Source organism: Pedobacter lusitanus, assembly GCF_040026395.1.
In the GTDB taxonomy this organism is placed as follows: Bacteria; Bacteroidota; Bacteroidia; order Sphingobacteriales; family Sphingobacteriaceae; genus Pedobacter; species Pedobacter lusitanus.
In genome coordinates this window covers 4,765,233-4,787,088 of the sequence record NZ_CP157278.1, presented here as the reverse complement: position 1 = coordinate 4,787,088, position 21,856 = coordinate 4,765,233, and the positions used below count along the sequence as shown (strand labels likewise).

General features: G+C 40.4%; 14 protein-coding genes, 2 tRNA genes, 4 rRNA genes and 1 pseudogene. 10 read left to right on the top strand and 11 right to left on the bottom strand.

Annotated elements, in window-relative coordinates:
* Window positions 1–284 precede the first annotated feature (284 nt).
* Window positions 285–396 (bottom strand): 5S ribosomal RNA (gene rrf, locus PL_RS20475).
* A 306-nt stretch (window positions 397–702) separates the two neighbouring features.
* Between rrf (PL_RS20475) and PL_RS20470 the strand changes: the two genes are divergently transcribed.
* Window positions 703–1,923 (top strand): retropepsin-like aspartic protease, encoded by a 1,221-nt coding sequence (locus PL_RS20470; protein ID WP_160292126.1) that lies wholly within the window; start codon window positions 703–705, stop codon window positions 1,921–1,923.
* Window positions 1,924–1,994: 71 nt separating this feature from the next.
* Here PL_RS20470 and rrf (PL_RS20465) read toward each other — a convergent pair.
* The 8 genes from rrf (PL_RS20465) to PL_RS20430 form a co-directional block, all read right to left on the bottom strand.
* Window positions 1,995–2,106, bottom strand: a 5S ribosomal RNA gene (rrf, locus tag PL_RS20465).
* Window positions 2,107–2,250: 144 nt separating this feature from the next.
* Window positions 2,251–5,129, bottom strand: a 23S ribosomal RNA gene (locus tag PL_RS20460).
* A gap of 229 nt (window positions 5,130–5,358) precedes the next feature.
* Window positions 5,359–5,435: transfer RNA gene (locus PL_RS20455), tRNA-Ala, on the bottom strand.
* Window positions 5,436–5,450: 15 nt separating this feature from the next.
* Window positions 5,451–5,524: transfer RNA gene (locus tag PL_RS20450), tRNA-Ile, on the bottom strand.
* 198 nt (window positions 5,525–5,722) lie between these two features.
* Window positions 5,723–7,244: ribosomal RNA gene (locus PL_RS20445) — 16S ribosomal RNA — on the bottom strand.
* The 16S, 23S and 5S rRNA genes sit together here with 2 tRNA genes alongside, the layout of an rRNA operon.
* 1,304 nt (window positions 7,245–8,548) lie before the next feature.
* The gene (locus PL_RS20440; RefSeq protein ID WP_041882467.1) at window positions 8,549–9,754 is read right to left on the bottom strand and encodes a PAS domain S-box protein; all 1,206 of its coding nucleotides are present in this window, start codon (window positions 9,752–9,754) and stop codon (window positions 8,549–8,551) included.
* A 291-nt stretch (window positions 9,755–10,045) separates the two neighbouring features.
* Window positions 10,046–10,405, bottom strand: a complete 360-nt coding sequence (locus tag PL_RS20435) for a CoA-binding protein (protein ID WP_041882465.1) — start codon at window positions 10,403–10,405, stop codon at window positions 10,046–10,048.
* 51 nt (window positions 10,406–10,456) lie between these two features.
* Window positions 10,457–11,998, bottom strand: a complete 1,542-nt coding sequence (locus PL_RS20430; RefSeq protein ID WP_041882464.1) for an NAD(P)/FAD-dependent oxidoreductase — start codon at window positions 11,996–11,998, stop codon at window positions 10,457–10,459.
* A gap of 193 nt (window positions 11,999–12,191) precedes the next feature.
* On the opposite strand from PL_RS20430, the gene PL_RS20425 reads away from it, so the two are divergent.
* The 9 genes and pseudogenes from PL_RS20425 to PL_RS20385 all read left to right on the top strand — a co-directional run bounded on the left by PL_RS20425 (window position 12,192) and on the right by PL_RS20385 (window position 19,318).
* Entirely contained in the window at window positions 12,192–13,421 is a 1,230-nt protein-coding gene (locus PL_RS20425) for a tyrosine-type recombinase/integrase (protein ID WP_041882463.1), read from the top strand.
* A 198-nt stretch (window positions 13,422–13,619) separates the two neighbouring features.
* Window positions 13,620–14,984, top strand: coding sequence for a hypothetical protein (locus tag PL_RS20420; protein WP_041882462.1), 1,365 nt, complete (start codon window positions 13,620–13,622; stop codon window positions 14,982–14,984).
* Between the two features lie 58 nt (window positions 14,985–15,042).
* A complete protein-coding gene (locus tag PL_RS20415; RefSeq protein WP_041882460.1) occupies window positions 15,043–15,654 on the top strand; it encodes a hypothetical protein in 612 nt (203 codons plus the stop codon).
* Window positions 15,655–15,776: 122 nt separating this feature from the next.
* Window positions 15,777–15,935, top strand: a pseudogene (locus PL_RS20410) (transposase); the annotation flags it as partial.
* 508 nt (window positions 15,936–16,443) lie between these two features.
* Window positions 16,444–17,025, top strand: coding sequence for a LemA family protein (locus PL_RS20405; RefSeq protein ID WP_041882485.1), 582 nt, complete (start codon window positions 16,444–16,446; stop codon window positions 17,023–17,025).
* Window positions 17,026–17,107: 82 nt separating this feature from the next.
* On the top strand, window positions 17,108–17,551 hold the full coding sequence (locus PL_RS20400; protein WP_041882459.1) for a TPM domain-containing protein: 444 nt from the start codon (window positions 17,108–17,110) through the stop codon (window positions 17,549–17,551).
* A gap of 9 nt (window positions 17,552–17,560) precedes the next feature.
* Window positions 17,561–18,337, top strand: a complete 777-nt coding sequence (locus PL_RS20395; RefSeq protein ID WP_041882458.1) for a TPM domain-containing protein — start codon at window positions 17,561–17,563, stop codon at window positions 18,335–18,337.
* A gap of 14 nt (window positions 18,338–18,351) precedes the next feature.
* A complete protein-coding gene (locus PL_RS20390; protein ID WP_041882456.1) occupies window positions 18,352–18,756 on the top strand; it encodes a hypothetical protein in 405 nt (134 codons plus the stop codon).
* A gap of 10 nt (window positions 18,757–18,766) precedes the next feature.
* A complete protein-coding gene (locus PL_RS20385; protein ID WP_200890738.1) occupies window positions 18,767–19,318 on the top strand; it encodes an NUDIX hydrolase in 552 nt (183 codons plus the stop codon).
* 89 nt (window positions 19,319–19,407) lie between these two features.
* On the opposite strand, the gene PL_RS20380 is transcribed toward PL_RS20385, so the two are convergent.
* Both PL_RS20380 and PL_RS20375 read right to left on the bottom strand, forming a co-directional pair.
* Entirely contained in the window at window positions 19,408–20,220 is an 813-nt protein-coding gene (locus tag PL_RS20380) for a tyrosine-protein phosphatase (RefSeq protein WP_052496301.1), read from the bottom strand.
* Window positions 20,221–20,228: 8 nt separating this feature from the next.
* Window positions 20,229–21,839, bottom strand: coding sequence for a SusD/RagB family nutrient-binding outer membrane lipoprotein (locus tag PL_RS20375; protein ID WP_041882455.1), 1,611 nt, complete (start codon window positions 21,837–21,839; stop codon window positions 20,229–20,231).
* Window positions 21,840–21,856 lie beyond the last annotated feature (17 nt).

Sequence of the window (21,856 nt, the reverse complement as noted above, 5' to 3'; positions counted from 1 at the left end):
GCGACCTTTAAAACCCCTGAATAAATAAATTATCGCACTGTGTGCTTAATAATAATTTTAATCCTGCGGGATTCCTGCTCAACTGACGGCACAAAACTAGCTATATTCTTTGGGCTTAACCTATGATATTTAATTGTTTTACATCTGATTTATAGATCAGTTGAATCACAATGGTTTAAAGTGTTTAAAGGCCAGTAAACAGCAAAAAAATTATATAATTTCAACAATTCGGCTCCTCCGGAAACAAGAAAAGCCTGCAGTTTTCACTACAGGCTTTCTTTAAGATTTGGCACCGACCTACTCTCCCACGTGTTACCGCAGTACCATCGGCTCTGGTGGGCTTAACTTCTCTGTTCGGAATGGGAAGAGGTGGACACCACCGATATAGACACCTAAATATTTTGAACATTTTAATACGTTAGCATCAAATGTTTTTATGTCTTATTGATGGCTCAAAGATAGCTAAAAAACTCACATCTGCGCTATAAATTCCAAATTATTGATGATTAGCTTAACAATTAATTTTTGTATATTTAATATAAAGAATTTCTAACCAAATATAATCTTGCCTTCAGTGACTTAGCGTTCCCCAGCTTTCCAGAGGACCTATATGTCCCGTATTAACAGAAATATATTTTGCTGGAAATCATAACCAGAACTATGACGATCCAACGCCTCTCCAAGCAAGTTAACAGATTAAAATTGTCATACGGCTCAATTATTCTAATTGTTCTGTCTCTCTATTTCCCTTTATCAGTACAGGCGCAGACTTTTCAGTTTAGCGGAAACCGTCAAAAACAAACCATCAGTTTTACGCTGGTAAAAAATCTCATTATTATTCCGGTTTACGTGAATGAAAAGGGCCCTTATAATTTCCTGCTGGATACCGGGGTAGCCCAAATGATTATTACTGACACTACATTTCTAGCCGATCTGGATCTGAAAAACGCACAAACTGTAAAGGTCCAGGGCTATGGCCTTGGCGATAATATTGAAGCCGTGCTCACCAGAAATATTACGGCCAGAGTAGGTAAAGCAACGATCAATAATATTCCGACTGCCATATTCAAAAAAGATATTTTCGACCTGTCCAGTTATCTGGGAATTAAAATATATGGAATATTGGGGCATTACTTCTTTAATAGTTTCATTGTAAAAATCAATTATTCAGGAAACAGGCTTACTTTCTATAACCCTGATACTAAAATAGAACCTAAGGGTACAAAAATACCTATACAGATCACCAATGGTAAACCTTATATCAATACACAGATAGAAACAGCTACACTAGGCAAAATTGATGTAGAATTATTGATAGATAATGGTTCCAGCCATCCGCTGATGATGGAATCGCTCCAGGACAAACCTTTCCCTCTTCCTCCTACTGTAATCCCGGCAAATCTGGGTGTGGGAATTAATGGTATAATCAATGGAAATATGGGTAGAATAGCTGATTTGAAATTGGGTACTTATAATTTTACTGATGTATTAACAGGTTTTCCTGATTTCAATATAGAACGTTCAACCCTGGAAGGAAAATCAAGGAATGGCAGTCTTGGTTCAGATATCCTGCGCCATTTCCTGGTTACTTTTGATTATCAGAGTGGTTTTTTATATCTTAAAAAAACTAATAACCGTATTCCTGTTTTTGAGCATGACATGTCCGGACTTGAAGTCTATGTCATCCAGGGTATGAAAGACCGGTTTTATATCGGAAGGATTGAATCCGGATCTCCGGGAGAGCTGGCAGGTTTGCAGGCTAATGATGAAATTACGGCTATAAACTTTAGCTCTGTCCAGCATTTCACCTTAAATGATCTTACAGAATTGCTGAAAGAACACGATGGTAAACAAATCCTCATCGAGATCTTACGGGGCTATGATAAGCATATTTATATTCTCAAACTAAAAAAGAGAATTTAGGTCTTCGTTCACCAGTAAGGAAAAGTCTATAAACAAGAAAAGCCTGTAGTTTCCTACAAGCTTTCTTTAAGATTTGGCACTGACCTACTCTCCCACGTGTTACCGCAGTACCATCGGCTCTGGTGGGCTTAACTTCTCTGTTCGGAATGGGAAGAGGTGGACACCACCGATATAGGCACCTAAATGTCTTTATCAATTGTTATTGATCAGTATTTTATTTGTTTTTCTCCAAATAACCTTTACAGTTATCCTGTTTCCAGCTCAGAGACAAACGATGACATATTATTGAAAGAAGTTAGTTATGAAGAACAAACAACAGTTTATTGCTCTTGAAAGCTTCGGATGATTAGTATTACTCGACTATGCTGTCACCAGCTTTACATCTGTAACCTATCAACGTAGTAGTCTGCTACGGTCCTATATGGAATTCTCATCTCGTGGCTAGTTTCGCACTTAGATGCTTTCAGCGCTTATCTATTCCCAACGTAGCTACTCTGCAATGCCCCTGGCGGAACAACAGATTCACTAGAGGTTAGTCCAACCCGGTCCTCTCGTACTAAGGTCAGCCCCACTCAAAATTCCTACGCCCACAACAGATAGGGACCGAACTGTCTCGCGACGTTCTGAACCCAGCTCGCGTGCCACTTTAATCGGCGAACAGCCGAACCCTTGGGACCTTCTCCAGCCCCAGGATGTGACGAGCCGACATCGAGGTGCCAAACCTCCCCGTCGATATGAGCTCTTGGGGGAGATCAGCCTGTTATCCCCAGCGTACCTTTTATCCTTTGAGCGATGGCCCTTCCATGCAGAACCACCGGATCACTATATCCGTCTTTCGACCCTGCTCGGCTTGTCTGCCTCACAGTCAAGCAAGCTTATGCTATTGCACTCCTCATACGGTTACCAAGCGTATTGAGCTTACCTTTGAAAGCCTCCGTTACCTTTTTGGAGGCGACCACCCCAGTCAAACTACCCATCAAACAATGTCCTCTCCTGAAAGAGTTAGACACCGAATACAAAAAGGGTGGTATTTCAACGTTGACTCCACAACACCTAGCGATGCCACTTCATAGTCTCCCACCTATCCTACACATCCTGTATCCAATGTCAATGTTAAATTGTAGTGAAGGTGCATGGGGTCTTTCCGTCCCGTTGCGGGTACCCGGCGTCTTCACCGGGACCACAATTTCACCGAGCTCATGGCTGAGACAGCGCCCAGATCGTTACACCATTCGTGCAGGTCGGAACTTACCCGACAAGGAATTTCGCTACCTTAGGACCGTTATAGTTACGGCCGCCGTTTACTGGGGCTTCGATTCAATGCTTCGCCTTGCGACTAACATCCCCTCTTAACCTTCCAGCACCGGGCAGGTGTCAGGCCTTATACTTCATCTTTCGATTTTGCAAAGCCATGTGTTTTTGTTAAACAGTCGCCTGGGCCTTTTCACTGCGGCTGACATTGCTGTCAGCGCCCCTTCTCCCGAAGTTACAGGGCCATTTTGCCGAGTTCCTTAGCCATGATTCACTCGAGCACCTTAGAATTCTCTTCCCGGATACCTGTGTCGGTTTGCGGTACGGGTTTTTATAACCTGAAGCTTAGCGGTTTTTCTTGGAAGTCTGATTACCTGCGCTATCCACTTACCCGAAGGCTTGCGGTACTATCGACCTTTAGCAAAGAATGCGGATTTGCCTACATTCCCTATACCTACAGTCTTTAACGATCTATTCCGTCAGATCGCGGCAGTGTCACTACTCCGTCCCCACATCGCAGTTATAAAAAGTACTGGAATATTAACCAGTTGTCCATCGAATTTCCCCTTCGGGTTCTCCTTAGGCCCCGACTAACCCTGATCCGATTAGCGTTGATCAGGAAACCTTATCCTTTCGGTGGGCAGGTTTCTCGCCTGCCTTATCGTTACTTATGCCTACATTTGCTTTTCCAGAAGCTCCACCCTGGCTTACGCCAAAACTTCGCTGCCGCTGGAATGCTCCCCTACCGTAATATTAATATTACCCATAGCTTCGGTGTACTACTTTATGCCCGTTTATTATCCATGCACGATCGCTCGACTAGTGAGCTGTTACGCACTCTTTAAATGAATGGCTGCTTCCAAGCCAACATCCTAGCTGTCTAGGCAATCGCACCTCGTTAGTTCAACTTAGTAGTAACTTAGGGACCTTAGCTGATGGTCTGGGTTCTTTCCCTCTCGGCCCGTGACCTTAGCACCCCGGGCCTCACTGCAGTGTATATTTAATAGCATTCGGAGTTTGTCTGGATTTGGTAGGATTTGACTCCCCCGCACCCAATCAGTAGCTCTACCTCTAGTAAACTTAACCACCACGCTGTTCCTAAAAACATTTCGGGGAGTACGAGCTATTTCCCAGTTTGATTAGCCTTTCACCCCTACCCACAGATCATCCGGAAACTTTTCAACGTTTATCGGTTCGGTCCTCCAGTACGTGTTACCGCACCTTCAACCTGTCCATGGGTAGATCACAAGGTTTCGCGTCTACCTCCCCTGACTATACGCCCTATTCAGACTCGCTTTCGCTTCGGATCCATGTCTTAAACATTTAACCTTGCCAGAGAAGAGTAACTCGTAGGCTCATTATGCAAAAGGCACGCCGTCACGCCACCTGGACGCTCCGACCGCTTGTAAGTACACAGTTTCAGGTTCTATTTCACTCCCCTGTTCGGGGTTCTTTTCACCTTTCCCTCACGGTACTGGTTCACTATCGGTCTCTCAGGAGTATTTAGCCTTACCGGATGGTGCCGGCAGATTCCCACAAGGCGTCTCCGACCTCGCGGTACTCAGGATACTACTAGACTAATGTTACTTACGTGTACGCGGCTCTCACGCTATATTGCCAGGCTTCCCATCCTGTTCCACTTCATTTCATTAATGCCACATCGTAGTCCTACAACCCCAGTTATGCCGTAACATAGCTGGTTTGGGCTCTTTCCAGTTCGCTCGCCACTACTTTGGAAATCATTATTATTTTCTCTTCCTCTGCTTACTTAGATGTTTCAGTTCGGCAGGTTTGCGCATCGTAATGCGACTAGTCTTCAACTAGCCAGGTTTCCCCATTCGGAAATCTTCGGATTAATTCATATTTGCTAATACCCGAAGCTTATCGCAGCTTATCACGTCCTTCATCGCCTCTGAGAGCCAAGGCATCCCCTGTGTACTCTTTCTTACTTTCTTCTCTCCATAGCCTTTTGCGCCTATGGAAATGCTTTTTTTGATGGTTATTAACTCTACGGATTGTATCAATGCAAGCACCTTTACCTTCCTTCAAGCTAACAACGTCTCTATTGTTGTTTGCTCTTCTTTATTAACTTCTTCCAATATGTCAAAGAACTTTATTGTCCCAGATATTTGTATTTCTACGCCTATCCTATTTCCTGTACCTTTTATCTTAAGTACGGGCCAATGGTGGAGAATAACGGAGTCGAACCGTTGACCTCCTGCGTGCAAGGCAGGCGCTCTAGCCAGCTGAGCTAATCCCCCTTAGAATTATAACTGTAGTCCCGAGCAGATTTGAACTGCTGACCCCTACATTATCAGTGTAGTGCTCTAACCAACTGAGCTACGGGACTATTTACCTCAGTGCAGTATTGTTGTTGAGGTGTCTCAGCACAATTCCTTTTCCTCGGTCAATACCTTCTTTCAGTAGGCGAACAACTATTATGATGTTTCATCCTATGGGTTTTTCTTTTGAGATTTGTTGTCATTTACTTATACCAATTGATCAATCGGTATATCATTTACGCAGCGAGTAATCTACCTTTCTCCAGAAAGGAGGTATTCCAGCCGCACCTTCCGGTACGGCTACCTTGTTACGACTTAGCCCCAGTTATCGGTTTTACCCTAGGACGCTCCTTGCGGTTACATACTTTAGGTACCCCCAACTTCCATGGCTTGACGGGCGGTGTGTACAAGGCCCGGGAACGTATTCACCGTATCATTGCTGATATACGATTACTAGCGAATCCAACTTCAAGAGGTCGAGTTGCAGACCTCTATCCGAACTGTGAATGGCTTTTGGAGATTTGCTTGCTGTTACCAGCTTGCTGCCCTCTGTACCATCCATTGTAGCACGTGTGTAGCCCCGGACGTAAGGGCCATGATGACTTGACGTCGTCCCCTCCTTCCTCTCTGTTTGCACAGGCAGTCTGTTTAGAGTCCCCACCTTAACGTGCTGGCAACTAAACATAGGGGTTGCGCTCGTTGCGGGACTTAACCCAACACCTCACGGCACGAGCTGACGACAGCCATGCAGCACCTAGTTTCGTGTCCTTGCGGACTCATCTATCTCTAAATGATTCACTAACTTTCAAGCCCGGGTAAGGTTCCTCGCGTATCATCGAATTAAACCACATGCTCCTCCGCTTGTGCGGGCCCCCGTCAATTCCTTTGAGTTTCAATCTTGCGACCGTACTCCCCAGGTGGAATACTTAACGCTTTCGCTTAGCCGCTAACTGTGTATCGCTAACAGCGAGTATTCATCGTTTAGGGCGTGGACTACCAGGGTATCTAATCCTGTTTGATCCCCACGCTTTCGTGCCTCAGCGTCAATAAAATCATAGTAAGCTGCCTTCGCAATCGGTGTTCTGTGACATATCTATGCATTTCACCGCTACTTGTCACATTCCGCCTACCTCTAATTCATTCAAGCTCTTCAGTATCAAGGGCACTGCGATGGTTGAGCCACCGTCTTTCACCCCTGACTTAAAAAGCCGCCTACGCACCCTTTAAACCCAATAAATCCGGATAACGCTTGGATCCTCCGTATTACCGCGGCTGCTGGCACGGAGTTAGCCGATCCTTATTCCTTCGGTACATTCAGCACATTACACGTAATGTGGTTTATTCCCGAATAAAAGCAGTTTACGACCCAGAGGGCTGTCTTCCTGCACGCGGCATGGCTGGTTCAGAGTTGCCTCCATTGACCAATATTCCTTACTGCTGCCTCCCGTAGGAGTCTGGTCCGTGTCTCAGTACCAGTGTGGGGGGTCATCCTCTCAGATCCCCTAGACATCGTGGTCTTGGTGGGCCGTTACCCCGCCAACTAACTAATGTCACGCATGCCCATCTTAATCCTATAAATATTTGATCATTGTACAATGCTGTACTGTGATTTTATGCGGTGTTAATCCGAATTTCTTCGGGCTATCCCCCTGATTAAGGTAGGTTGCATACGCGTTACGCACCCGTGCGCCACTTTCGCTACCAGCAAGCTGGTAACTATCGTTCGACTTGCATGTATTAGGCCTGCCGCTAGCGTTCATCCTGAGCCAGGATCAAACTCTCCATTGTAAAATGTGTTGTTTGAACGCTGACCATTCTTAACTTGTATTAATAATAGTCTTTATTCTTATTTGTCTGTCAGAATAGACTTAAAAAACTCGCGCGGTTCATGTACTTTGAACTTGTACGTGTTTACCTCGCTACGTTTGTAAATGACATCTCTTTAATGAACTTCTCGACTTAACCTCCCGGCAGTCTATATATGTTGCAATGCTAATCTTTCTAATCCCTCAAGTCTTAATGTTCTCAAGGTCTTTTCCAGCTTCTCATCGTTTCAATCTTGTTTATTTGCTTTGTCAACATCCGTTGTAAAGCTTCCCGTTTTTGTTGGGACTGCAAAGGTAGAAATCTTTTTTAATTTGTCAAGCTTTTTATTTTTTATTTTTGAAGTTTTTTATTCCTTCTTCAAACTCAACCAATCTCTGTTTTTGCACCCTCTCCATATCCTTTTCACTGTTTCCCTTCCTCCGAAGCGGGATGCAAAAGTAGGAAAATTATGCCGCTATCCAAACATTAACACACTATTAATTGTATCTATTCCTTAACTACATGATTATCAGTTCAAAATACCGTAAACTATTTTCAGCAGTAGCAGCAGAGCGATCAGCTTTCCTTCAATGAAGCCTTAATAGTGCAGTATTTAACAACAGCATGAAGTCCAATTACACCGATTAACAGCATCATCTGCCCGGTTAACTAAGCAATCGCAGCTCTCAAATCGCACAATTACATCACATAGACCTGCCCTTTCACCTCTCATTACCACAATTTCAACATCCAATACTCAACTGATTGTCCGGTGAATTATTATTTCCAGGGTTTCTTTAGTGGTAGTGCTGGGGTTTGAACTAGCCTTGAACTGGGGTTGAACTAGCCTTGAAGTAGCCCAGGCTAGTTCAACCCTACTTCAACCCTACTTCAATACCACTTCAACAGGCTACACAACCCCTACCCAACCCAAACAATACGATCTAATACCGGTCATGATATATATACTCCAGCCAGATGACCATTCCTTTATAGCACAGCTATAGCACACATCTAACAGATTTGTTCAATCCCCACAGATAACAACAAGTCAGCTCACAGCTCAATAAGACTTCGGGGTTGGCATAGGGTTGGTATACCCCAGGGGTATACCAACCCTATGCCAACCCCGACCACAAACACCCTTTAAACCTCCCCGCAATTCACCCTCCCTTTTAAAAGCCATATTATAAAGACATCCTCTTTTTAAACGGACCAGCCAATTCCGGTCTTTAAAAAGATATTTCTGAATTAGCTTACCGCCCGATAAAATTTTCTTTTGAAAATCAAGCCATATCCTGAGACTGCTGAACAGCCTGGCCTTCCATAGTTTGTTTATTGATCATAATGACAGCGTCATCCAGCTCTTTGGAAGAGACTGCAAGAAAATCAACAAACTCCAGGACATCATCGCTATTTGCTGAATCTTTAATTAAACTGATCAATCCTAATATATTACTTAGTGGTCTTCTTACCTGATGAGAGTTCAGCCAGGCAATTTCTTTCAGCTGTTCGTTCTGATTGAGCAGCTGCTGTTCATATTTTTTCTGCTTATCAATATCCTGCATCGCCCCTATCATCCGGATAGGTTCACCTTCAGTATCAAAGATTGCGTAGCCACGATCCCTGATATATTTAAAAGAACCATCAGCACACCGGTAACGGTACTCTGCAAAAAAATACTTCTGCTTATCTGTAAATATCTTTTTGAACGAATCCATTACCGACAAGCGGTCATCCGGATGAATCTTCTGCATCGCCCCGAAAATATCAGGACTTGTATCCCTGGCATAACCATAAGTTTCATTATACCCCTGCATCCATTTGAGTTTATCCTTTACCACATCATAATCCCAGATCACATCATTTGTTGCATGGTTAACGGTCTCATATAAATGAAGCAGGTCGTTAATCTTTTTTTCATCCTTAATAGATTTATCTATATCGGCGACCATGACAAGATAAGCTCCGCCTTTCAACAGGGGTATAGGATGAAAAGTTGTTTTGACATAAAACCGCTCTCCATCTTTTTTCTGATGCAGCCAGACTATAGATTCAGGATTCTGATCTCCATATTGGTCCATGAAGTTCTTGATACGTTCACGCTCCTCTTCAGGCCTGATATCAAAAGACGTCATTTGCAAAAACTCCTGCTCAGTATAACCGTATAACTTAGTCATTGCCTCATTGACAGAAATGATTTTAAAACTTCCTTTGGCCATTACATATATAGCAAGCGGACTTGTATTAAATAGCTTCTGATAATTCAACGCTGTAGTTTCCTGATCTTTTTGATAAAACCGAACAGAGAAAAAGATAATAAACGACCCAATGACCATAAAGGTCACATCCAGTAAAAAATGAAAATTCCATAAATTGTTATGCTCCCTGCCCGTCCAGATCCAGTCAATTAATCCATGCCCCAGCAGCAATGCAGCGATTCCGAGCAACAGATAAAAAGCTATTATTTTAAGCAACGGCAGACTCTTCATCTGGGTAATATTTATCTTTTACAGGTGTTCTGATTATCTAAAATAGCAATCAATTATCAAACATTCATCCTTTTAGCAATTATTCTTTATCAAAACAGACAAAAAAACTATTATTATATAACATTAGCCAGATCATCAAAAACTGATCAAAACGATAACATTATAATTAAAGAATAGAAATGAAAAACATGACAGTCATCAGGTTCCCGGATATGAATACCGGGCTCTATGTCAGATCAGACAGAAACCGGGCCACAATTCTCCCGGACAAAGTAAAACAGAAATGTTGATTTAATACTGACCGGTAGATAATAAAACCAGTGTACAGGCTTCAACAGCCTCTATATGATGCTCCTTTAACAAGGATTCCAGTTCATCATTCTCCGTTCCGGGATTAAAAATAACCCGTTTAGGTTTTGTCTTCAGAATATAGTCGAAATATTCAGTCTGCAAATGCGGACCAACATATAATGTAATCGTATCAATATCAGTATGAATTTCCCCTGGCTTCTCAATTGGGATACCAGCAACCTCACCGCTCTTAATACCCACATTAACAATGGAATGACCTTTTTCCGTAAGCATTTTAGCTGCCAGATAAGCATATCTTGCCGGGTTGGGTGTTGCACCTATAATCAATGTATTCTTCATCTGCTGTAAATTCTCCTGGTATCTTTAAAAACAGTAGCCTTACTGAATTGTTTAGCTAAATTTCAATATCGCATTTGCACAGTTGACCCCATCAATCGCTGCTGAAACTATTCCACCGGCATAACCCGCTCCTTCAGCACATGGATACAAACCAGCTACTTCCGGATGCTGAAAGGTATCACGGTCTCTTGGTATACGCACCGGCGATGAACTTCTGCTCTCCACACCAACCAATATCGCTTCGTTTGTATAATAACCTCTCATCTTTTTACCAAAAAGCGGCAGTGCATTTTTCAAACTTGAAGCAATAAAATCCGGCAGCATATCTTTAAGCATCACACTTTTTGTACCTGGCAGATAAGAGTTTTTTGGTAAATCTTCAGAAAGTCTGTCTTCCACAAAATCTATCATCCGCTGTGCCGGAGCAACCAAATTACCCCCACCCATTGCAAAAGCCTTTTCTTCAATAGCCGACTGAAAATTCATCATCCGCAGCGGGTCATCGCCCGGAACATCTTCCAGGGTAACCTGAACCACTGTACCTGAATTGGCAAAAGGATTATTCCGTTTTGATGGCGACCAGCCATTAACCACGACTTCATTTTCGTAAGTTGCACAGGGAGCGATAATACCACCCGGGCACATACAAAATGAAAATACGCCTCTGCTGCCAACCTGTTCTACCAGGCTGTAATAAGCTGGCGGAAGAAATTCGCTTCTGACCGGGCAATGATATTGTGCTTCATCAATAATAGCCTGTGGATGTTCTATCCTTACACCCATCGCAAAAGGTTTGGCCTCTACCAGAATTCCTTTCTGATGTAATAAAGTATAAATATCACGTGCTGAGTGACCGGTTGCGAGAATAACGGCATCGGCCTGTAAAGTATAAAGTTCATTGACAACCACCCCTTTGATTTTACCGGATTCTATGATAAAATCAGTGACTTTCTGATCGAAATGGACTTCGCCACCTGCGTTTAATATAGTCTCTCTGATCGCAGTGATAATATGCGGGAGTTTATTGGTACCGATATGTGGTCTTGCATCAACAAGAATATCTTCTGTTGCGCCATGCTGAACAAAAATCTGCAGTACTTTATTAATATCCCCCCTTTTATTGGAACGGGTATATAACTTTCCGTCAGAGTAGGTTCCTGCCCCGCCCTCACCATAACAATAATTCGATTCTGTATTTACAATTCCTTCTTTATTGATCAGTGCAAGATCGCGTCTGCGTTGCTTTACGTCCTTTCCACGCTCCAGTACTACAGGTTTCATCCCATTTTCTATACACTGCAGGGCTGCAAAAAGTCCGGCAGGGCCGGCACCTACAATAATTACTTCTTTTTGATCACTAACGTTCTGATAACTGAAAGTTAATGTTTCTTCGGGCTGAGGCTTATCAATGAACGCTCTTACCTGTAATCTGAAAATAACTTTGCGGGAACGTGCGTCGATAGATCTTTTAAAGATTTTATAGCCTTTAATACGGGATATATCCAGTTTCAGGGCTGCTGAAAGCTTTTTAAGGATGGGTTCATCCTGTCCTGATTCTTCGGGGGCGATGGTTATTTCTATCTCTTTCTGCATACATTATGTCAGGTATTTATCCTGAATGGCGGCAAAGGTACAGAATTATCAGTTTACTTGTCCATTTACATACAAGTTGTCAGGTTTTTCTTCTTAAATGTAACAAAGGTACGGAATCGAAGAAAAAGTACTAATTACTAGGTGATTACGAATAAACATTTTTTCAAACCTCTTTAAATAGTATCAAAAGTTTATGGTAGTTAAACCTTATCCATTAAATCCTCAATGCTCCACCGTTCATATTAATATAGGAAAGGAGAATTATGTGTACTTCTATTACACCGCAGAAAATAAACGTAAACAGGTAAAATATAAAACAGGATTAAATAAAGTAGGAGTTACAAAAAAAGAGCGTGAAAAGCTCATTAAGGCAATGTATAATGCTATACATGATTTACTAACTACCAAGATATATGATGGCAGAACCTTTAATGAGATCTATAAAAAGCCCGTAATGCCCTCCTTTAATCAGGCATCAGATGCTTACTTGGAAAATCGTAAGCAATTCCTATCTGACAAAACAATAACCAATTATGAATTGGGAATAACCTTCTTTAGGAAATACCTTTTAAAAATTGATAAAGCTAATATCATGCTAGATTGTATTGACGGTGAATTGATAGAGAACTACATCATTTATATCAAATCTTATATATCACCTTTGTTTAAAAAGCCTCTTTCCAAATTTACCATAAAAGAGTATAAAGACAGATTGGGGGCAGTACTGGATTACTGGTTTACAAAAAAGCCAGTATTAAGTTACAATCCTATGAAATCAATAAGATTAGGATATGATCTTAAACGTGAATATCAGGATAATACAACGGTATTTACCGTTAAACAGCTACAGGACATCATTGAATACACAAAGAAGCATCGTAAGCCTCCTTATTTAACATTCTTATTAATGATCTATTACACGCATTTAAGACCTATAGAAATATGCAGGGTAGAAGTTAAAGATATTAGCATGGATAAAAGGATGATATATCTAAAAGCAGCTAAGAGTAAAACCAGAATTGCAAGGAAAGTAGCTCTGGACGCTCCTATTTATAACCATCTATGTATGATAGGTGTGGATTTCTCCGATATCTCAATACAGGATAAATATTTATTTAGCTACCATGGAAATGCAAGAATTGGTTTTGTAGGAGAACAGATCTACAATCATAAGAATATGAGCTACAGTTTTAAAAAGATGCTTAACGATCTTGGTATTGACAAAAAATTCAACAAATATAATCTAAAGCATACGGCTAATGTCCATGAGATAATTTATGAAGGGATGTCATTTGCAGAGGTTCAGGCAAAAAATGGTCATACACTAAGTAAAACCACGGAAGTTTACTTGAGAGATTTGAAGGATTACTATCATGAAAACAGAAACGAAGAAAAGGAAAGAATTTTGAAGTTTGATATTTAATACTTTTTTCTTAATAAATGAGGCTTAATAGAAACATAAAATTGACGAACGAGATAAGAGAGAAAATATCGTTCACCACGGCAATAGAGTTGTTGATGTAATTATCAATTGTTAATCAATTTTTAAAAGGTACACTTGCTAAAAATCACTTTTTATGAAAAAAACAATACCTAAAACAATTATTCTGTACTTATTACAATGGGTTGCCTCATCCTATTTTTTGCTGCTTGTAAAAAGGATATTTTAAATAGCAAAAAATATATTGGGACAAATGAAATTAATATCCAGGAAGCAAAAGACTACTTCTATAATTCAGTATTAAAAAATGCAGATGGTAAAATAACTTCCAGCGATTCCAAAACTACAAATTCAGATGAGATCCCAAGCTCACTTTGGGAATATGCCCGCAAAAAAGGGCTTGGTGTTCGTGTTCCATTAAAATTCGATAGTAAATTAAAATATAAAATTGAAGGTACAACCAGAAGTTATTCTTTTGATGAACTGATATATCTATTCTTATATAAAAACAAAGAGGATAAATTTGAGGTCGAAAAGGTAACCACAATGCCTGATAAGGATTACGTGAATAACACTTCAAAAGAAAGAAAATTTTCCGGTTTAGTCATTGTTGAAGACTGGTACGGTAACATTAAAAAGGTATTTCAATACAAAGGTGGTCAATACAGAAAGTTAGCTATACAATCGGGGCCTTATGCTAATAAAACATCGGAAAACAGAACAGTGGTAAATGGTTTAGGAGATGGTGATTGCGTATATATAAGCGGAGGCTTTGCTTGTGTTGGAGCGGGTGGCGGTCAAACCTGTACAGAAAGACCGGGTAGATATGTTTGCCCAGGTGGTGGTGGAATAGGCCCTTGGGGCCCAGAGAATGGAGGAAGACCGGATCCTACAATAGATCGCCCTGACCCAAATGGTACAGATGAAGGTTATGTAGAACCTCCATCAACTTCTACAGATATTAGCATAGATTTTAAAGGTTACCCATGTGCTCAAGATTTGGGAAATAAATTACCACAGCTAAAGAATAGTATTGAAGGAATGTTAATTAGTACGTTTTCCCAAAATCAGGATGTCAATTTGACATTCGAGCCAAGGCCTTCCTTGAAAGGAACTGCGACAGATGGAGAGTTAGTCTCAGCTGCCAGGACTAATTATGTAGTAGGTATAAATCCAGATATATTAGAAAATTCAACTAAAGAATATATTTTAGTTACATTATATCACGAAGGTTTGCACGCATACTTTGCACAAAAGAAGAAAGATCTAGGGGATGATGAATTTAATAAGCAATTTCTTGGTGTTGATGTTAATGGAGGTCGATTAATTGCTGTCCAAAATGAAGGTCATTGGCCTATGGGTTATGATAAATATATAAGAGGCCTTAAAGATGCCATATTATCCTTTAACCCCAACTTTGGAGAAGATAGAGCAATTGCATTAGCTCAAGGAGGGATTGTTCAGTTGAATCAAAGCTATTCTGATATTAATGATCAGGAAAGAGACACCAGAAAAACCGGATATAAAGGAACAAAATGTCCTTAACAAGAGTAAAACACTTTACATTATAATTTCAGACTAAAAACATCATAAATATTCAATTATGAAATTATTCACTAAAATATTTATCATTTCTGCTACTTTAGCTTACATAACTCCCCTGTTTTCAATCGCTCAAAGTCTTAATAAGAACAAACAAAAAGAATCTTATTTGAAGGTAGTAGATTCTATCTTCAATCGAAGTATCAAAACTACGGAACTCAAGGACAGTATAGCCCTATACGCAATTAATTTCAGTATTGATATCGTTAAAAATAACAACGGAAAAACTACTGTGACAAAAATTAATGTTAACGACAGTTTAGCCTATAAATTATTCCCTACTTACACAAGACTCCGTTCCTTAAACTATGGTAGTTTACTGGGGAGCAGAAAAAAATTGAGATTGATTATACCAGTCTTAATTGTCAATATTTCTGACACAGCAAAGAAGAAATATAAAAAAGAAGACGGTAGTCTACTGATTGATATGCATGGGGCAGTAAATGCTGCTTATGCGTTATATTCTACATTGCCATTTAATAATATAAAAGAAGCGCACATTCCTTTAGAAAATAGATTATACAAATCAAAGGGGGATACTAATGAATTAAAATTGAAAACTAATGTGGTCTATTTAATCCCATATTTAATCCACATTTTAAACATCAGATAATATCCGTTAGATTTGACATAAAAACTCAAATCCCATTTACACAGTTTTTTGGGTAGTGTCTTGCATTTTGTGTAAAGTTAAAAAGTAGGCTGGGTCAACCATATTGTATATAAAGGATCAGGTTAACAAACTATTTTGACTTTCCTATTGAAATCCGTAAAATCATTTATACCACCAATGTTATTGAAAGCCTGAACAGTGGAATAAGAAAATTCACCAAGTCCAAAAACTTGTCCCCAGACGATCAGGCTGCACTCAAGGCAGTTTATTTATCGGTGATGCAGCAGGACGGACTATTATACAGTATATTCAAATCTCTCAAACAAGATAAAAACGTCTCACACTAATCTGAAAAATTTCAATATCAGCATAAATAAAGTTGATTAATCTAACAACTTAAATTAACCCATGAAGAACAAACCAACATAACTAAAAGAATATGAGATAGATACGCACAATAAAAAAAAGCATCAAAAGTGTTTTAAAAAACCTTTTTTGATCCCAAACAAATGTATAATCTTGTAATTATTCTACTTTTCTAAGCCTGCTGAAAGCTTTTTAAGGATGGGTTCATCCTGTCCTGATTCTTCGGGGGCAATGGTAATTTCTATCTCTTTCTGCATACATTATGTCAGGTATTTATCCTGAATGGCGGCAAAGGTACAGAATTATCGGTTTACTTGTCCATTTACATACAAGTTGTCAGGTTTTTCTTCTTAAATGTAACAAAGGTACGGAAATTGAGTTCTAATGTGTAAATTAACACATAGAAACCAAAACATGATAAAAATGAAAAAAGCAATATTAGGAGTTATCGCTGCCCTGTTCATCACCACTACATTTAGCAGTTGTGGATATAATACCATGGTTAAACTGGATGAGGATGTAAAAACCAAGTGGAATCAGGTAGAGACCCAGTACCAGAGACGTTCTGATTTAATCCCTAATTTAGTAAGCACAGTTAAAGGCGCTGCTAAATTCGAACAAGGTACGTTAACTGCTGTAATTGAAGCACGTGCTCAGGCAAGTCAGGTGAAAGTTAGCGCAGATGACTTAACTCCTGAAAAATTAGAGAAATTCCAGGCTGCACAAGGTCAGATCGGACAGGCGCTTGGTAAATTAATGGTGCTTACAGAAAACTATCCTGAACTCAAAGCAACACAACAATTCAGTGATCTTTCCGTACAGCTGGAAGGTACAGAGAACAGAATTGCAGTAGCCCGCAAGGATTTCAATGATGCTGTTCAGTCTTATAATGTTAAAGTAAGATCGTTTCCTAACAATTTAACAGCTGGCATGTTTGGCTTCAAACAAAGAGCTGGTTTTAAGGCAGATGCGGGAGCACAAAATACGCCTAAAGTAGAATTTTAGTCCACGTTTATAATATTTAAGGGTATTGGGTGTTTTTATTTGTAAGACACTCATTACCCTTATCTGTTTAATTCTTATCATTATGCCATTTCTGACAGAACAAGAACAAGACCTGATTACCAATGCCATTGGTGAAGCTGAAAAACTTACATCAGGCGAAATTAGAATTGCTGTAGAAAAACATTGTAAAGGTGAAGCTTTTGACAGAGCCACGGCTTATTTCGCTAAACTGGGTATGGATAAAACGTCACAAAAGAATGGCGTACTGATCTATCTGGCCCATATCGACCATAAATTTGCCATTATAGGTGACAGGGGTATTCACAAATTAGTACCTGAAGACTTCTGGGAAACTACACAGATTGCAATGCAGGCACATTTTGCTGGTGGAAACATCGCAAATGGTCTTATCGCCGGTATCGGACTGGTAGGTGAAAAACTTGCCGTGCATTTTCCATATCAGAGCGGTGATATTAATGAATTACCGAATGATATCATTTTTATGGATCAAAAGCAATCTAACTAGCCGATTCGAATGAAAAAAATTATAGTAGCCCTATTACTTACAGTATTTTATACAGCTGCATTTGCACAGGAGTATCCTGCTAAGCCAAATACGCTTGTCAATGATTATACGGGCACGCTTTCTGAAGCTCAGAAACAACAACTTGAAGACAAACTAGTCGCATTTGATGATTCTACCTCTACACAGATCGCTATAGCGATTGTGAAAAGTGTAGGTGAATACGACATTAATGAATATACCCTTGGCCTGGGCAGAAGCTGGGGTGTTGGAGGAAAGAAAAACAGCAATGGTGTAATGATCGTTGTTGCTTTAGGTGACCGCAAAATTGCCATGCAAACCGGATACGGTGTAGAAGGCGTCTTACCGGATATTATTACCAAAAGAATTATTGAAAACGAGATTAAACCCGAGTTTAAAGCAGGTAATTATTATGGAGGACTTGATGCCGGTACAACAGCCATCATCAAATACACCAAAGGAGAATATAAAAATGATAATCCAAGGGCCGCATCCAGAAAAGGTAGTGGTGGTTCCAGTGCTTTCGTTATTATTATCATTATCGTAGTTATTATCATTATCATCAGAAAAGGTGGTGGCGGTGGTAATGGCGGTCAGGTAATAGGCGGTCGTGGTGTAGGCGAAGCCTTATTCTGGGGTGCACTGTTTGGCAGCGGAAGAAGTTCTGGCGGTGGCTGGGGCGGCGGAGGCGGCAGCAGTGGCGGAGGTGGATTCGGAGGCTTCGGCGGAGGTAGTTTTGGTGGTGGTGGTAGCAGCGGAAGCTGGTAAAAAGCGGGTAAAACATGTATAAAAGAGATTTAATAACTGCCGAAATTCAAAAACTTGCGCAGGCACTGACAAGAATCCTGGGGTTAAAACATGAGGGCAAACTGGAAGAAGCAGATAATGAATTGAATGAAATGCTGGAAACGGATTTCGGAATTCTTTTTTCTGATCTGGTAGCCTGCGATGATACTGATTTTATAGCTTTTCTGACGGAGAAAAATTTTCCGCCGGAAAAGCTTGAAATACTCTCACAGGTATTATATATCAAATTCAGTCCTGCTGAACAAACTCAGGAGAATAAGTCTGTTGCAGAGAAACTGCAGCTCACTTATCAGACACTGGAAGTCAAACACCATGTGGTAAACATGAATAATCTAAGCCGTCAGCAAACAGTTAAAGACTATCTGAAACAGAACGGCTAAAATAACACGAATGGAAATTTTAAAATGGGAAAAGCTTTCCTCCAGATACCTGGTTAAGGAAAAATGGGCAACGTTGCGCGTAGATACCTGCAAATTACAAAACGGCACAGTAAAAGATGATTATTTCGTACTGGAATACCCGGACTGGGCTAATGCGATTGCACTAACAAAAGATAACAAACTGATTCTGGTACGTCAGTACCGCCATGCAGCAGATATCATTTCACTGGAAATACCTGGTGGTGTGATCGAACCTGATGAAGATCCAAAGGAAGGTGTACAAAGAGAATTACTGGAAGAAACCGGCTATTCTTTTGAAAGCTGTGAGCTGATTGCCACATTGTATCCAAATCCTGCTACTTCAGACAACAGGACTTTTACCTACTTATTGACTGGCGGTATTCAGACACAGGAACAGGATCTTGATGAACATGAGATCTTAAATGTCGAAATCTATACGATAGAAGAAGTAAAACAACTCCTGGCCGAAAATAAAATTGAGCAGTCTTTACATGCTGCAGCGCTGTTTTACGGGCTGATGAAAATTGAGGCAATTAAATAAAGAATTATAATCTGCATAAAAAACGGGCTGCCTTTTGATAAGGACAGCCCGTTTTTTATACTGATTAGAGACATGAGCTCTTGTGTTTGTTAATTCGTATACTTTTTCCTTAACAGAGCGATATCTTCAGTTTTCAGACCCAGCTCTTCAGTTACAAACTGATCTAAACTTCCGTATTGCTGATAAATTGCTTTTACGGTAGCAATCAGGTATTCTGGTTTAACCGCAGCCATATCACGTGCAACCTGCTCTTTAATATTCATTTGCATCATCATTTTAACCATCTTTTCATTCTCTGCTTTACGATATTCGTTAGTAGCGAGATAATCCTCCAGAACGGTTTCATCCGGCACTCCCAAAACATGCAGAAACAATGCAGCCCCTATTCCTGTACGGTCTTTTCCGGCAGTACAATGAAAAAGTAAAGCATCACTATCCGGCATTTTTAACAGCTCCTGGAAAAATGGTTTATACTTATCTTTTAAATGAGCTGTCTGACTATAAAATGAGATCATTAACGAATCTCCTGAACTCAGCTTAGGCAGTACGGCCATAATTCCAGCCAGGCTTTCACTACCGGCTGGCAGCTGTAAATAAGAAGCATTGGCTGGTAAACGGTCTTTGGCCTTTGCTACTTCTTCATCGCTTCTAAAATCAACTACAGCCTTAATATGTTTTTGAGCCAGTAATTTAAGATCAGCATCAGTCAGTTTACTGATCTCTGCAGAGCGATATACTTTACCCCATTTTACATGCGTACCTTCACTGGTCATATAACCACCAAGGTCTCTGAAATTAGCCGCTCCCTGCAAAGGCACCAGCCTGGTCGTATCATTTACTGTTGCTCCCGCAGCCTGCAAACTTACAATTGCGGAAAAGAATAAAACGATTATTGCTTTCATCTGTCTGTTTATTTAAGTAACCACATTTTCTGATTCACATCATCGCTGCCTCCGTATTGTGAGCCAACTGCTGCTTTGTAATTTGCAGTATTATTATTCTGCTCATCCAGCGGATATTGCCAGCGTACCGGTATAATACCTGAAGGATTAATACCAGGACCGTTATTGGCAAACACCGGAATTCCGGTACGACGCCAGTTATAAAAGGCCTCCCAGGCTGAGTTCTCAAAAAAGGCAACATATTTCTGCTCCAGAATCTGTTTTAATCCGTCAGCGTTATCTCCCTTATAAACGACATTGGGGTGATTCAGGAAATTACTGATTTTAATAGTTACTGTACCTAAGGTTACACCCTTAACGTCACCGATATCATAACTCTGTCCTTCATTTAATCCATAGAAACTAATAGAAGCTTTTATTCCGTTCTGATACCAGGTAGCAGCAGAACCACTTACCCAGCCTCTGTTAATTGCTTCTGCAATGTTAAAACACAATTCCGGATAACCAATCATAACTGCTGGCTCAGGTCCTGTAAAAGTTGTGAAATAACGTTTATAGTTTACATAGGAATACATTCCTTTGGCATCATTTGCAGAAAGTGAACTTTGTGTAAGTGCTGTACTTGCACCAACATAGGCACTGAAATCGCTAACGGTTTTACCAGATTTAATTTCGGCCGGTGCCGGAGTCGAAGTAATAAAAGTACGCGGATCCTGATTCGCAGTAGTCAGATCAAGATAGGTTTTACCCATATTCTCAAATACGTTATAAGTTTCATCAGGGTTATAGATAAACTTATTTACGGTCGCATTATACTTGAAAGATAAATTATCAGCATTTCCGGTTTGCAAAGGATATTTAACCGGATTGTTTAAGATATCGGCAAACTGCTGTCTGATATTCAGATCGGCATTATCATCAGCACGTTTACTCAGACTGATCAGTATTCTTATGCGGTAACTGTTGATTACTTTCTGCCACTGCAGATAAGTTAATCCAAAAATATCACCACCAACTACAGTATTGGAGTTATCTACTGAGACTGCTGGCTTGATAGCAATAGTGATAATTGAATTGGCCTCATCCAGTAACTGAAGACTTCTTTTATAGACATCTTTCTGTGCTTCAAATTTTGGTGTCAGATTTTTTGAATCACCAGCTTCACCTGCCGGAATATCCCCTACCCGCTGACTGAGCCAGATAAAACTATAAGCTCTGAAAAATTTACCTAAAGCACTGTAAACGCTATTCGGGGTTCCCAATTGGGTCTGCGCCTGGCTCTCCATCTGATTGACATATCTGACCAGATCATAAGCTGTAGCTGTATTACTGAAAGCATAAGCATTGGTTGCCCGGTAGTATGCATTAGTAGAAACTGTATACTGATTCCATTTACTCAGCTGGCCAAATGGCTCCTCACCCACAGCATTGGAAGCTTTTTCTACTACACCGCCACCACGGTACATGCTCCAGGTCAGGTGATTCAGTAAAAGAGATACCGGCACATTTGAATTTTCGTTAGCTACATTCGGGTTAGAGAGTAAATCGCCCTTCTGGCAACTGCCCAGTGTTACTGCTATGGCAATCAGACTGGTTAATTTTATGATATTTAATTTCATTTGTTTTAAGATTAATT

What these genes read in the sequence shown, in the direction of transcription:
- PL_RS20415 (WP_041882460.1), top strand. Translation starts at nt 15,043, where the DNA reads ATGAAATTATTCACTAAAATATTTATCATTTCTGCTACTTTAGCTTAC.
- PL_RS20440 (WP_041882467.1), bottom strand. Translation starts at nt 9,754, where the DNA reads ATGAAGAGTCTGCCGTTGCTTAAAATAATAGCTTTTTATCTGTTGCTC.
- PL_RS20420 (WP_041882462.1), top strand. Translation starts at nt 13,620, where the DNA reads ATGGGTTGCCTCATCCTATTTTTTGCTGCTTGTAAAAAGGATATTTTA.
- PL_RS20385 (WP_200890738.1), top strand. Translation starts at nt 18,767, where the DNA reads ATGGAAATTTTAAAATGGGAAAAGCTTTCCTCCAGATACCTGGTTAAG.
- PL_RS20430 (WP_041882464.1), bottom strand. Translation starts at nt 11,998, where the DNA reads ATGCAGAAAGAGATAGAAATAACCATCGCCCCCGAAGAATCAGGACAG.
- PL_RS20425 (WP_041882463.1), top strand. Translation starts at nt 12,192, where the DNA reads ATGGTAGTTAAACCTTATCCATTAAATCCTCAATGCTCCACCGTTCAT.
- PL_RS20380 (WP_052496301.1), bottom strand. Translation starts at nt 20,220, where the DNA reads ATGAAAGCAATAATCGTTTTATTCTTTTCCGCAATTGTAAGTTTGCAG.
- PL_RS20395 (WP_041882458.1), top strand. Translation starts at nt 17,561, where the DNA reads ATGAAAAAAATTATAGTAGCCCTATTACTTACAGTATTTTATACAGCT.
- PL_RS20405 (WP_041882485.1), top strand. Translation starts at nt 16,444, where the DNA reads ATGAAAAAAGCAATATTAGGAGTTATCGCTGCCCTGTTCATCACCACT.
- PL_RS20400 (WP_041882459.1), top strand. Translation starts at nt 17,108, where the DNA reads ATGCCATTTCTGACAGAACAAGAACAAGACCTGATTACCAATGCCATT.
- PL_RS20435 (WP_041882465.1), bottom strand. Translation starts at nt 10,405, where the DNA reads ATGAAGAATACATTGATTATAGGTGCAACACCCAACCCGGCAAGATAT.
- PL_RS20390 (WP_041882456.1), top strand. Translation starts at nt 18,352, where the DNA reads ATGTATAAAAGAGATTTAATAACTGCCGAAATTCAAAAACTTGCGCAG.
- PL_RS20375 (WP_041882455.1), bottom strand. Translation starts at nt 21,839, where the DNA reads ATGAAATTAAATATCATAAAATTAACCAGTCTGATTGCCATAGCAGTA.